Here is a 13475-nt window from a genome sequence, read left to right as displayed (position 1 = left end):
CTCGACTTCTAATAAGGCGCCGTGCGGACGCGCCGCCCCGCCCGCCGACCGGTTCCGCCCCTCACCAGGCCAGCTGGTCGATCAGCGCGGCCGGGTCCGGCTCCGGGGTGCGGCCCAGGCTCTGCTCCGCCCAGATCACCTTGCCGTCGGCCACATAGCGCGTGCCCCAGCGGTCCGCGAACTGCGAGACCAGGAAGAGCCCCCGGCCCCCCTCGTCGGTCGTGGCCGCCCGGCGCAGCCGCGGGGAGGTGTTGCTGCCGTCCGAGACCTCGCAGACCAGGGTGCGGCCCAGCAGCATCCTGACCCGTACCGGGGGAGCGCCGTAGCGGATCGCGTTGGTCAGCAGCTCGCTCAGGATCAGCTCGGTGGCGAACGCGGAGTCCTCCAGCCGCCATTCGGCCAGCCGCCCGCTGACCTGCGTCCGCACCCGGGAGACCGCGCTCACGTCGAACGGCACGTCCCAGACGGCGACATGGGACGGGTCCAGCAGCCGGGTGCGGGCCACCAGCAGCGCCACGTCGTCGCTGGGGTGCTCCGGCAGCATCGTCTCCATCAGGGCCCGGCAGGTCTCCTCCGGGCTCTGGTCCGGGTGCGCGACCGCGGCGGCGAGCAGGGAGAGGCCCTCGTCGATGTCGCGCCGCCGGTCCTCGACCAGCCCGTCGGTGAACAGCACCAGGCGGCTGCCCTCCGGCAGCGTCAGCTCACCGGTCTCGAACGGATGCCCGCCCACCCCCAGCGGCGGCGACAGCGGCAGGTCGGGGAAGGTCACCCGGCCCACCGGGTCCACCACGGCGGGCGCGACATGCCCGGCCCGGGAGAAGGTGCAGTGCCCGCCCACCGGGTCGTAGATGACGTACAGGCAGGTGGCCCCGGTGACCAGTGACCCCTCACCGTCGTCCGGGCCGTCGGCCGGGGTGTCGAGCCGGGCCACCATCTCGTCCAGATGCCCGAGCAGTTCGTCCGGCGGCAGGTCGAGCGAGGAGAAGTTCAGCACCGCCGTGCGCAGCCGCCCCATGGTCACCGCGGCGTGCAGCCCGTGCCCGACGACGTCGCCGACCACCAGCGCCGTCCGGAAGCCCGGCAGGGGTATCACGTCGAACCAGTCGCCGCCCACGCCCGACTGCGCCGGACGGTAGCGCCAGGCCACCTCCAGGGCGTCCTGCTCGGGCAGGTCCCGGGGCAGCAGGCTGCGCTGGAGCGTCACCGCCATCGCGTGCTCGCGGGAGTAGCGGCGCGCGTTGTCGATGGCGACCGCCGCCCGCGCCCCCAGCTCCTCGGCGACCGCGACGTCCTCCTCCTCGAACCGCGGCGAGCCGGCCCCCCGCCAGAAGTTGACCATGCCGAGCACCACACCCCGCGCCCGCAGCGGCACCGCGATCAGCGAGTGGATGCCGGAGTCCAGCACCCGGCCCGCGCCCTCCGGGTCCTGGGCCCGCCAGTCCTCGGCCGCCCGCAGGTCCGGAACCAGGACGGCCCGGCCCTGCCGCAGCGCCGCCACCATGGGCGTGTCGGCCACCACGAACTGGATCAGGTCGCCCACCGGCTGGAGCGGATGGCGCGAACCGCGCAGCGCGGTGCGGCGCATCCGGTGCACGGCTCCGGTCGGCTCCTCGCCGTGCAGCACGGCCTCCAGCAGCTCCACGGTGACCACGTCGGCCAGCCGGTCCACCGCCACCTCGGCCAGCTCCTCCGCGGTGCGCCGTACGTCCAGGGTGGTGCCGATGCGCACCCCGGCCTCGTACAGCAGGGTCAGCCGGCCGCGGGCCGTCTCCGCGCGGCCGGACAGGGCGCGCAGCTCCGTGGTGTCGCGGAAGCTGGCCACCAGGCCCGGCGCGTCCCCGTACGGGGCGGTGCGCCGGGTGTTCACGGCCAGCAGCCGGTCCCCGGCCGGGCACACCTCGTCGGAGACCACCTCGCCCGCCACCAGGATCCGGGTCAGGTCGGGGACCAGCCCCAGCTCCGTGACGTGCCGCTGGTCGGCGTCCGGCGGCAGCAGGAGCAGCCGCCGCGCCTCGTCGTTGGCCAGCAGCAGCCGGCCGTCGGCGCCGACGATCAGCACGCCCTCGCGCACCGCGTGCAGCACCGCGTCGTGGTGCTCGTACATCCGGGTCATCTCGGCCGGTCCGAGGCCGTGGGTCTGCCGCTGGAGGCGTCTGCTGACCAGGGCGGTGCCCGCGGTGGCGAGGGCGAGCGCGAGGGCGGCCGAACCCAGCACCATGGGCACCTGCTGGTCCAGCAGATACCCCACGTTCTCGACCTGGATCCCGGCGGTGACCACCCCGACCACCCGGCGGCTCGCGTCCATCACGGGCACCACCGCGCGCACCGCGTCGGCCGGTTTGCCGTGGAAGGTGTCGGTGAAGGTCTCGCCCGCCACGGCCCGGCTGACGTCCTGCGCCTTCGTCCCGATCAGCCGCGGCTCGGTGTCGGCCAGCCGCACCCCCTTGGTGTTCAGCACGGAGATGAAGTCGATGCCCGCACCGGCCTGTGCCTGCATCACGGGGGTCTGGAGCAGCTTCGTCGGGTCCGGGGCCGCGAAGGCGAGGGCGGTGCCCGGGGCGTGCGCGAACGCCTCGGCGGCGGCCAGGGAGCGCTTGCGGGCGTCGTTGTCGCCGTCGTAGCGCCCCTGGAGGACGAGCGCGGTGGCCGCCGCGGCGACCAGCACCAGGACGACGATGACCTGGAGCAGGAAGACCTGCGCCGCCAGCGTGCCCGGCCCCCAGGGCGAGGGAAGGCGGCGTCCGGGCGGGCGGCGCGGTCCCGGGCGCCGGGACGGATCAGCGGACCGCCGGCCGTCGCGCGGCGCTGCCGCCTTCGAGCGGGACCGGCGGGAACGTCCGATCATGCTCCCAGTTCTAGCACTGCGCTCACCCGCCGGGCGACCGATATGTCCGATCAGAACTCTTTCTTGGCCTCCGCCGCGCGCCGGGAATGCCGTGACCGTCCGCCCTGTTGACGGCCGTGGCTGGCATGTCTGGATCAATCCGGGATGCGGCCGAAAGGAGGATCCATGGCACGCACCACCGTGCGCCCCGTCGTCCGGCTGAAGTCCACCGCCGGGACCGGCGCCACCTATGTGACGCGCAAGAACCGGCTCAACGACCCCGACCGGCTCACCCTGCGCAAGTACGACCCGGTCGCCGCCCGGCACGTCGTGTTCCGCGAGGAGCGCTGACCGTCCGGCTCCCGTCCGGCGGGGGTGTGCTCACCCGCCCCCGCCGGGCAGCGGCTGCTCCGCCCAGATCGTCTTGCCGCCGCCGGTGTACCGGGTGCCCCAGCGCAGCGCGACCTGGGCGACCAGGAACAGACCGCGCCCGCCCTCGTCGGTGCTGAGCGCGCTGCGCAGGTGCGGGGCGGTGCTGGCCCCGTCGGAGACCTCGCAGATCAGGGTCCGCTCATGGATCAGGCGCAGCCCGATCGGACCGCAGGCGTGCCGGATCGCGTTGGTCAGCAGCTCGCTGACGATCAGCTCCGTGCTGAAGGCCATGTCCTGAAGACCCCACCGGGCCAGCTGCGCGGCGACGTCCTCGCGCGCCACGTGCACCGCCGCCGGGTCCTCGGGCACCTCCCAGTACGCCACCCGGTCGGCGCTGAGCACATGGGTACGGGCGATGAGGAACGCCACGTCGTCGCGCGGCCGGTCGGGCAGCAGGGTGCGCACCATCACGTCGCAGATCTCCTCCAGCGGCCGGTCCGGATGGGCCAGCGTGAAGCACAGGCGCTCGATGCCGACGTCGACGTCCCGGTCCGACGCCTCGATCAGCCCGTCCGTGTACAGCGCGACGACACTGCCCTCCTCCACCGCGACCTCGGCGCACTCGAACGGCAGCCCGCCCAGACCGAGCGGCGGCCCCGCCGGGATGTCGGGGAACTCCACCGGCTCGTCCAGATGGGCGATCACCGGACTGGGGTGCCCGGCACGGGCCACGGCGATCTTGCGGGCGATGGGGTCGTACACCGCGTACACACAGGTCGCGCCCACCGCCGCCGGGCCCTCGTCGGCCGCCTCCGCCTCCTCCGAGAGCCGGACGACCAGATCGTCCAGCCGCGCCAGCAGTTCGTCCGGGGCCAGGTCCAGGTCGGCCAGGGTCTGCACGGCGGCCCGCAGCCGGCCCATGCTGGCCGCCGCGTGCAGCCCGTGCCCGACCACGTCGCCCACCACCAGCGCGACCCGGGCGCCGGAGAGCGGGATCACGTCGAACCAGTCGCCGCCCACGCCCGCCTCCGCGTCGGCGGGCAGATACCGGTGCGCCACCTCGACGGCGCTGTGTTCGGGCAGCGACGGCGGCAGCAGACTCGTCTGGAGGGTCAGCGCGGCCCGGTGCTCGCGGGCGTAGCGCCGGGCGTTGTCCACGCACACGGCGGCCCGCGCCACCAGATCCTCCACCAGCAGCAGATCGTCGTCGTCGAAGGAGTCGGGGTTCTTCCAGCGCATCAGGGTGACCACGCCCATCGTGACGCCGCGGGCCCGCAGCGGGACCACCAGATGCGTGTGCACGCCCAGCCGGATCAGCTTGTGCCAGCGCACGGGATCGTCGCCGATCCAGGGCGTCGCCGGGCCGACGGCCGCCACCCGCAGCGGCTCCCCGGTGGCCAGGCAGCGCCGCTGCGGCGAACGCGGCGGATAGCGGGTGGGCTCACCCACGTCCACGACCCGGTCCGGCTCGTCCTCCTGGATCGACAGGTGCGCCGCCCGGAGCAGGGTGGCCGTGCCGCGCTCCGGCCACGCGACCGGCATCGTCCGGGCCCGGACCACGTCCAGCAGGTCCACGGCGACGAAGTCGGCGACCTGCGGCACCACGACCTCCGCCAGTTCCCGCACCGTACGGTCCAGGTCCAGCGTGGTCCCGATGTGCTCGCCCGCCGCGTTGAGCAGCGCGAGCCGCTCCCGCGCCGGGTCCTGCCCGGTGAGGTCGAGAGCGGCGTAGCAGACACCCAGGGGCCGGTCCGAGATGTCCCGCAGCGGGAAGAAGGCGCGCAGCCTGGAGCGGCCCGGATACGGCCGGCCCGGCGGCGCGTCGGCGCGCGGCGCCACCGGTTCCAGGGTGACGCGGTACTGCCCCGACAGCAGTGTCTGCCGGGCCTGCCGGGTCACCACCGGTGAGGCGGCCGAGGCACCGGTCACGAACCCGGCGCCGCCCGCGCCGCCCGCGGCGCCTTGCTCCAGATCGGCCAGCGCACGGTTGGCCCACCGGTAGCGCATCCCCGGGCCGAGCAGCCCGACGCCGATCGGCGACTGCTCCAGCACGCCCCGCGCCACCAGCGCGGCCAGCTCCCGGCGCTGCCGCCGGGCCGCGTCGCACCCGGCGACGAGCCATTCGACGGTTTCGGACCCTCCGCTCAGGGGCGCCACCCGGACGGCGAGGCGGACGGTGTGACCGGCCCGGTGGCGCACCCGCACGGTGCCCTGCCAGCCCCGGCGGATCCGGCGCAGCCGGGACACCACGGCGGCCGGGTCGGCGTCCGCGAGCAACGCCCCCACCGAGGAGCGCAGCACCTCGGACGGCGGATGCCCGACCAGGTCCTGCGCCGCGCGGCTCCAGCGGACGATCAGCCCGTCGGCGTCGACGACGGCCACGGCCGCCGGGACGGACGTGACGTCGAGCGGATCGCCCGGAAACGCGCTGTTCGCAGCACCGCCGACGCCCATGCTGTCATCCCCATCCGCGGGCAGGACCCCACTGCCACATTTTCGCATCGGGGACCCTCGCCCGCCGCCCGGGACGGACACGGCGGGGGGCGCTACGCCGGGGCGCCCAGCGCGGCCAGCGCCTCGTCCGTCAGCCGGTACACCGTCCACTCGTCCTGCGGGCGGGCGCCCAGGGACTCGTAGAAGTCGATCGACGGACGGTTCCAGTTCAGGACCGACCACTCCAGGCGCTCGTAGCCGCGCTCCACGCACAGCCGTGCCAGCTCGGTCAGCAGGGCCTTGCCGTGGCCGCCGCCGCGCGCCTGCGGCCGTACGTACAGGTCCTCCAGGTAGATGCCGTGCACCCCGCGCCAGGTGGAGAAGTTGAGGAACCACAGGGCGAAGCCCACCACCTCGCCGTCCGCGTCCTCGGCGAGATGGGCATAGGCCGCCGGCCGCTCGCCGAACAGGGCCTCGGCCAGCTGCTCCGGGGTGGCGCGCACCTCGTCGAGGGCCTTCTCGTACTCGGCCAGATCGCGGATGAGCGTGTGGATGACGGGCACGTCGGCGGGGGTCGCGGTACGGATCATGGCCGCAGTCTCACACACCGCCCGCGCCGCCCTCCGGGTGGGTGCGCGGCCCCGGACGGCGGCGCCCCGGCCTCCCGCGCGCGGGAGGCCGGGGCGTACGACGGGCCCGGTACCGGGGTCAGACGGCGGGTGCCGGGTACGTGGGGTACTCGACGCCGGAGACGTGCTGGACGACCCGCACGACCTGGCAGGAGTAGCCGAACTCGTTGTCGTACCACAGGTAGAGGATGGCGTTGTCGCCCTCGACCTTGGTGGCGCCCGCGTCGACGATCGAGGCGTGGCGCGAGCCGATGAAGTCGCTGGAGACCGCGTCGGGGGCGCTGATGAAGTCGATCTGGCGCTTGAGCGGGGAGGTCAGCGAGACCTCGCGCAGATGGTCGAGGACCTCCTCGCGGGTGGTCTCGCGGCGCAGCTGGAGGTTGAGGATGGCGATCGACACGTCCGGCACCGGCACCCGGATCGAGCTGCCGGTGATCCGCGCGCGCAGGTCCGGCAGCGCCTTGGCCACGGCGGAGGCGGCACCCGTCTCGGTGATGACCATGTTGAGCGGCGCGGACCGGCCGCGGCGCTCGGACTTGTGGTAATTGTCCAGCAGGTTCTGGTCGTTGGTGAAGGAGTGGACGGTCTCCACATGGCCGCGCGCCACGCCGAACTCGTCGTCCATCGCCTTCAGCGGCGGGACGATCGCGTTGGTGGTGCAGGAGGCGCAGGACAGGATCCGCTCGTCCGGCTTGATGGTGTCGTGGTTGACGCCGTGCACGATGTTGGGCACGTCGCCCTTGCCGGGCGCGGTCAGGACGACCTTCTCGATGCCGGGGCGCAGGTGCTCGGACAGGCCCTCGCGGTCCCGCCACTTGCCCGTGTTGTCGATCAGGACGGCGTCCTTGATGCCGTACGCCGTGTAGTCCACCGCCGAGGGGTCGTCGGCGTAGATCACCTTGATCGCGTTGCCGTTGGCGAGGATGGTGCTGTTCTCCTCGTCGACGGTGATCGTGCCCTGGAACTGGCCGTGGATGGAGTCGCGGCGCAGCAGGGAGGCGCGCTTGACGATGTCCTGGTCGCCGCCGCCGCGCACGACGATCGCGCGCAGCCGCAGCCCGTTGCCCGAACCGGCCTTCTCGATGAGCAGCCGGGCCACCAGGCGGCCGATGCGGCCGAAGCCGTAGAGGACCACGTCGCGGCCCTCGCGGCGGCCCTCCCCGGCCGTCCCGACGGCGCCCGCGACGGCCTCGGCGGTGAACTCGGCCACGGACAGACCGCGGTCGTCGGCCCGGTACGTCGCCGCCAGCATGCCGATGTCGATCTGGGACGGGCCGAGGTCCAGCGCGGTGAGCGCCTGGAGGAAGGGGAGCGTCTCGGTGACCGACAGCTCCGCTCCGGCGATCTGCCGGGCGAACCGGTGGGTCTTGAGGATGCTCACCACCGACTTGTTCACCAGGGAGCGGCTGTGCAGCAGGACGGTGACGTCCCGCTCGCGGTGCAGCTTCCCGATCATCGGGATCATCGACTCCGCGATCTCCTCGCGGTGCTTCCAGTTGGTGAACGAGTCGTCGTTGACAGTCACAGGTTTCTCTTTCGAGCTAGGCAGCGCTCATATGCTAACCCGACCGGATCTCGCTCTTTCAGGGGGTGCACCCGCAGGTCCACGCCCGGTCGCGGGGCCGCCGCACACCGGGGTTTGGCACCGGCGTTCGGTGTGGGTTAAGAAAACGCGAGCGACCGAACAAGCCTGGGAGGGTCCGTGACGAGGCCAGAGGCGCCCGACGACTGTCTGACCGAGTACACCCGGATCCTGGCCGACGTGTGCGTCACCGGCCGTCGGCTCACCCGGGACGAACTGGAGTCCCTGCGGACCCAGGGGGAGCGGGCGGCCGAGCACGGACACGGACTGCGCCGCCTGGTCCGCAGGCATCTGGCCGAGACCCGGGCGGTCGCCGCCACCCTGCGCACGACCGGCGTCGACCAACTGCTCGCCGCCGTCGAACAGGCCGTCGACGCCTTCGCCGAGGGCCACGAACGCGCTCAGAAGCTCGCCATGCGCCAGGAGGAGGCCGCCCGCCGCGAGTTCATCGACGACCTGCTCTACGGGCGCAGCGATCTCGGCCGGCTCGCGGAACGCGCCGAACGCTACGGGCTGCTCTTCTCCCGCGCCCACGCCGTGGCCGTCGCCCAGGGTGCGGAGCCCGTCGACGACACCCATCCGGCCACCCGGCATGTGGAGACCTCGCTGCTCGCCCGCTTCGCCGAGCGCCGCGTCCTGCTCACCACCAAGGACGGCAGACTCGTCTGCGTCGCGCCCGGCGACCAGGACGACGTCCTGGCGTTCTTCGCCAAGCAGGCCTACGCCGCCACCGACGGCGGCCGGGTCGCCGTCGGCCGCCCGCACCCCGGCGCCGGGGGAGTCGTCCACTCCTACGAGGAGGCCCTCAACGCCCTCGACCTGGCCCACCGCCTCGACCTCCAGGAACCGGTGCTGCACGCGGCGGACCTCCTCGTCTATCCCGTCCTGACCCGCGACCGGCAGGCCATGGCCGACCTCGTGCGCGACACGCTCGGCCCGCTGCGCGGAGCACGCGGCGGCGCCCAGCCCCTGCTGGACACCCTCACCGCGTACTTCGACGCCGGGTGCACGGCCGCCGAGGCGGCGCGCCGCCTGAGCCTCAGCGTCCGGGCGTTCACCTACCGCCTGGAACGCATCCACAAGCTGACCGGCGCCGATCCCGCCGACCCGATGCACCGCTACACCCTCCAGACGGCGGTCATCGGCGCCCGCCTGCTGGGCTGGCCGGACCGCGAGGTGTAGGAGGGGCGGGGCCCCCGGCTCACACCGGGGTGACTCCGGTCAGCGCGGCGCTCAGCTCCCACAGCCACGCGGCGTCGGTGTGCCCGGTGAGGAGCGGCCAGACCGGCTCGCTGCGCGGACGGCCGCGCAGCCCCAGGACCCGCGGTCCCCATATCTCCCCGCCGTGCGCCGCCGGGTCGAGCACCGCCCGCACCGCCGGCCAGGCTCCCGCGTCCTTGCCCTGGAGGACGGCGCCGGCCGGCAGGCCGAGCAGCCGGGCACCGGCCGAACGCGTGTGCACCAGCGGACGCGAGGGCGTGAGCGAGTCCAGGGCGCCCCCGGGATGCGCGATCAGACTGGACACCGGACTGCCCGCGGCGCGCAGCCGCCGGTCGAGCTCCAGCGCGAAGGACATCTGCGCCAGCTTGGACCGGCCGTAGGCGCGCTTGGGCCGGTAGTCGTGCGCGGACTGCGGGTCGGCCGCGTCCAGCCGCTCCGATCTGGCCGCGATGCTGCCCATGGTCACCACCCGGGCGGCGGGAGCCGCGGCCAGCAGCGGCATCAGATGCGCGGTGAGGGCGAAGTGACCGAGGTGGTTGGTCGCGAACATCAGTTCGTTGCCGTCCGTCGACTCCCGGCGCGGCGGATGGTCCAGCGCGATCCCCGCGTTGAGCACCGCCGCGTCCAGGCGTTCCGTCCGCAGCTCCGCCACGGCGGCCGGGAGGGACAGCGGGTCGGCGAGGTCCATCCGTACGGCGCGCACCCGGGCACCGGGCACCCGGCCGCGTACGGACGCCATGGCCGCCTGGGCGCGTGCCGGGTCGCGGCTGCCGAGCACCACCTCGGCCCCCGAGGCGGCGAGTTGCTCCACGACGAAGTAGCCGATGCCCGCGTTGCCCCCGGTGACCAGGAAGACACGTCCGTCCGCGCGCGGCGGGCGGGTGACGTCCCAGGGCGGGGCGGCGGCGGAGCGGGAAGCGGAGGAGGAAGCGGAGGGGGTGGAGGAGCCGGACGGCGCGGTCATGGCGGGTTCCCTTGCGGCAGGTGGTGGTTGCGCTGTGCGTGGGGGCGTGTGCGGAGGGCGGGGCGAGCCGGTCGCCCGGCCGTCCGCACACTCAAAGTGACAGCCGCTGCCGACACTTCGCCGATGGATCACCGACAGCCGCCGACGCCCGCCGGACAGCTTCCGACACCCGACGACAGTCTCCGACCGGGTGAACCGCGGGTGCGGGCCGTCGTCGCCGCGCATAGCGTCGAGACCGCCTGACCAAGGGGGTTTCGCACGGCTCGGACGTCGTCCGGAGCATCTGAACCCGAAGAGGAGACAGCCATGGGCCGGGCCAGCCGAACCGGACGTGCCAGGAGCCGAGGCGGTGGCGCGGGGCGCTCCGCGCCACCGAAGGGGCAGGCCGCCGCCGAGAGCGCCACGGATGCCGCCGACACGGCCGCTGACACACCCGCCGATACGCCCGTCGATGCGGCAGTCGATACGCCCGCCGACACTCCGGCCGAGACGACCGCGGACACGGGCGCGGAGGCGAAAGCGGACACGGGCGCGGAGGCGAAAGCGGAGGCAAAAGCGGACGCCGCTACGGCCGCGAAGGCGGACGCGAACATGGGCACGGGCTCGGGCACGGACGGCGGCACGGGCGAGGACACGTCCCCCGCACGCGCACCCGCACCCGCTGACGCTCCCGCCCCTCCCGCAGAACCGGCCTCCGCTCCCGCTCCCGCTCCCGCCCTCGCCCCCGCCTCTGATCCCCTCTCCGATCCCGCCCCCGCCCCCGGCGAACCCGCCCCGACCCCTCACCCCCTGAGCGGACGGATGCGCCTGGACACCGCCGAGCCCTGGACGCTGATGGTGGCGGGCTTCCTGCTGTCCCTCGGTCTGATCGTGTGCGCGGCCGTCACCATGCCGCCGGTGTGGATCCTGCTGCGGCTGCTGGGCCAGGACCCCTGGCCTCCCGCCGAGGGACTGGCGGTGCTGGCGATCGTCGCGATCGTGTTCATCACCGCCTTCACCGCGCTGTGCACCTTCCTCTACAACGTGGTGGCGCGCTGCGCGGGCGGCCTGGCAGTGACCCTGACCGAGGACGCTCCGGCGGCGACCGCGCCGGAACCCGCCCCACCGGAGCCCGAGGCGCCGTCCGGTACCTGAAGGGGGGCGCGCGGTACCTGGAAAGAAAGAGAAACGGGGGGCGTGCGGAAGCATCCGCGCCCGCGCGTGCGCGGCGCACCAGGGCGGCTCGCTCCCCGCGCTCGCCCGTTCAGGTGACGGTTGATCATCTTCGGTCCGGGGGACCCGTGCGGGCCCTATCCAGGACGTATGCATGAACTCCGCACCACAGCCAGCCAACCGCCCCTGTCCCGGCGGCTGTTCACCACCGCCGCCGGGACGGCGGCCGGCGCGGCGGCCCTCGGGCTGGGCAGCGCCGAGCCCGCCGCCGCGACCCCCCTGGCGCCCCCGGCCGCTCCGGCGGCCCCCGCCGCCCCCGGGCGGGCGCCCGCCCCGGCCCGCTCCACCGCCGACTGGGACACCTGCCTCGCCGTCGCCCGCGCCCTGCTGGTCGTCGACGACCACGACAAGCCCCTCGTCCCGCAGTACGAGAAGATCCTCGGCTCCGGACTGCCCCGCGCCCGTTCCGGGGCGGCCAAGAAGATCCTCGTCGTGGGCGCCGGTCCGGCCGGCCTCGTCGCCGCCTGGCTGCTCAAGCGCGCCGGACACCATGTGACGCTGATCGAGGCCAACGGCAACCGGGTCGGCGGACGGATCAAGACCTTCCGCACCGGCGGCCACGAGCAGGCCCCGCAGCCGTTCGCCGATCCGAAGCAGTACGCGGAGGCCGGGGCGATGCGCATCCCCGGCAGCCATCCGCTGGTGATGCGCCTGATCGACCAGCTCGGCCTCAAGAAGCGGCCGTTCCATCTCCTCGACGTCGACGGCTCCGGCAAGCCCGTCAACCACGCCTGGCTGCACGTCAACGGCGTCCGCGTCCGCCGCTCCGACTACGCGAGGTCGCCGCGCCGCGTCAACCAGTCCTTCGGCGTCCCCAGCAAGTACCTGGACACACCGTCCTCGGCGATCCTCGCCGCCGCCCTCGACCCGGTGCGCGACGAGTTCAGCACGGTCGGCGCGGACGGCAGGCGCGTCGACAAGCCCCTGCCCGAACGGGTGCAGGGCTGGGCGCGTGTCGTCCAGCGCTACGGCGACTGGTCCATGTACCGGTTCCTGACCGAGCAGGCCGGGTTCGACGAGCGCACCCTGGACCTCGTCGGCACCCTGGAGAACCTGACCTCACGGCTCCCGCTCTCCTTCATCCACAGCTTCATCAGCCAGTCCCTGATCAGCCCGGACACCGCCTTCTGGGAGCTGACCGGCGGCACCGCGACGCTGCCGGACGCGCTGCTGCGCCAGGTGTCCGACGTGCTGCACCGCGACCGGCGGGCCACACACATCGAGTACTGGGACGGCACCCGGCAGCAGGGCGCCGACGGCGGGGACACCTCGCACGTGCGCCGGGACGGCCCCCACGTGTGGATCGACACCGTGTCGGAGGGGCGCGGCGGCAAGGTGGTGCGCGAGCAGTTCACCGGTGACCTGGCCGTCGTCACCGTGCCGTTCTCCGGGCTGCGGCAGGTGCAGGTCAGCCCCCTGATGTCGTACGGCAAGCGCCGGGCCGTCGCCGAACTGCACTACGACAGCGCGACCAAGGTGCTGCTGGAGTTCGGCCGCCGCTGGTGGGAGTTCACCGAGGCCGACTGGAAGCGCGAGCTCGATGCCGTCCGGGCCGGGCTGTACGACGACTACCGCAGCGGGAAGGCGCCCGCCGACGGCAGTCTGCTCGGTGCGCACCCCTCGGTGCCGCGCGGTCACATCAGCGCGGCGCAGCGCGCCCACTACGCCGCCACCCGCTGGGCGGGCCGCGACCAGCCGGAGGCCGCGCACATCGTCGGCGGCGGCTCCGTCTCCGACAACTCCAACCGCTTCATGATCAACCCCTCGCACCCGGTGCCCGGCAGCAAGGGTGGCGTCGTGCTGGCCTCCTACAGCTGGGCCGACGACGCCTCGCGCTGGGACTCCTTCGAGGACGAGGCCCGCTATCCGTTCGCCCTGCGCGGTCTCCAGCAGGTCTACGGGCAGCGCCTGGAGGTGTTCTACACCGGCGCCGGGCGCACCCAGAGCTGGCTGCGCGATCCGTACGCGTACGGCGAGGCGTCGGTGCTGCTGCCCGGCCAGCACACCGAACTGCTCGGACACATCCGCGCCCCCGAGGGACCGCTGCGCTTCGCCGGGGACCACACCTCGGTCAAGCCGTCCTGGATCGAGGGCGCCGTCGAGTCCGGTGTCCGGGCGGCCCTGGAGGCGCATCTGGCCTGACCGATCGCCTGATTGATCGACTGACCGGCCGATCGACCGATCGACCGATCGACCGACCGGCGGACCGGTCCGCGCCCGGAGCGCGGCCCGGTCCCG

General features: G+C 73.9%; 9 protein-coding genes. 4 read left to right on the top strand and 5 right to left on the bottom strand.

The window, feature by feature from the left end:
• Nucleotides 1–61 precede the first annotated feature (61 nt).
• Complete coding sequence (locus B086_RS0128765) at nucleotides 62–2845, bottom strand: SpoIIE family protein phosphatase (RefSeq protein WP_018569901.1); 2784 nt, start codon at nucleotides 2843–2845, stop codon at nucleotides 62–64.
• Between the two features lie 165 nt (nucleotides 2846–3010).
• Here B086_RS0128765 and rpmG point away from each other — a divergent pair, with 165 nt between their 5' ends.
• Complete coding sequence (rpmG, locus tag B086_RS0128760; protein WP_018569900.1) at nucleotides 3011–3175, top strand: 50S ribosomal protein L33; 165 nt, start codon at nucleotides 3011–3013, stop codon at nucleotides 3173–3175.
• Between the two features lie 30 nt (nucleotides 3176–3205).
• Here rpmG and B086_RS0128755 read toward each other — a convergent pair whose 3' ends face one another.
• From B086_RS0128755 to B086_RS0128745, 3 genes are all read right to left on the bottom strand, one after another.
• On the bottom strand, nucleotides 3206–5650 hold the full coding sequence (locus B086_RS0128755) for an ATP-binding SpoIIE family protein phosphatase (RefSeq protein WP_018569899.1): 2445 nt from the start codon (nucleotides 5648–5650) through the stop codon (nucleotides 3206–3208).
• A gap of 92 nt (nucleotides 5651–5742) precedes the next feature.
• Nucleotides 5743–6219: a GNAT family N-acetyltransferase gene (locus B086_RS0128750; protein WP_018569898.1), complete on the bottom strand. Its 477-nt coding sequence runs from the start codon at nucleotides 6217–6219 to the stop codon at nucleotides 5743–5745.
• A gap of 118 nt (nucleotides 6220–6337) precedes the next feature.
• Complete coding sequence (locus B086_RS0128745) at nucleotides 6338–7783, bottom strand: glyceraldehyde-3-phosphate dehydrogenase (RefSeq protein ID WP_018569897.1); 1446 nt, start codon at nucleotides 7781–7783, stop codon at nucleotides 6338–6340.
• Between the two features lie 177 nt (nucleotides 7784–7960).
• On the opposite strand from B086_RS0128745, the gene B086_RS0128740 reads away from it, so the two are divergent.
• Nucleotides 7961–9022 (top strand): PucR family transcriptional regulator, encoded by a 1062-nt coding sequence (locus tag B086_RS0128740; protein WP_018569896.1) that lies wholly within the window; start codon nucleotides 7961–7963, stop codon nucleotides 9020–9022.
• A 19-nt stretch (nucleotides 9023–9041) separates the two neighbouring features.
• Here B086_RS0128740 and B086_RS0128735 read toward each other — a convergent pair whose 3' ends face one another.
• Entirely contained in the window at nucleotides 9042–10025 is a 984-nt protein-coding gene (locus tag B086_RS0128735; protein WP_018569895.1) for an SDR family NAD(P)-dependent oxidoreductase, read from the bottom strand.
• 801 nt (nucleotides 10026–10826) lie between these two features.
• Between B086_RS0128735 and B086_RS44775 the strand changes: the two genes are divergently transcribed.
• Entirely contained in the window at nucleotides 10827–11159 is a 333-nt protein-coding gene (locus tag B086_RS44775; RefSeq protein ID WP_018569894.1) for a DUF3566 domain-containing protein, read from the top strand.
• Nucleotides 11160–11327: 168 nt separating this feature from the next.
• Nucleotides 11328–13379, top strand: a complete 2052-nt coding sequence (locus B086_RS0128725; protein ID WP_018569893.1) for a flavin monoamine oxidase family protein — start codon at nucleotides 11328–11330, stop codon at nucleotides 13377–13379.
• Nucleotides 13380–13475: the final 96 nt, after the last annotated feature.

The sequence above is a fragment of the Streptomyces sp. PsTaAH-124 genome (genome assembly GCF_000373685.1).
GTDB classification, from domain to species: Bacteria; Actinomycetota; Actinomycetes; order Streptomycetales; family Streptomycetaceae; genus Streptomyces; species Streptomyces andamanensis.
Note: the sequence above shows the minus strand (reverse complement) of the source record. Positions and strands in the feature narration are given on the sequence as shown.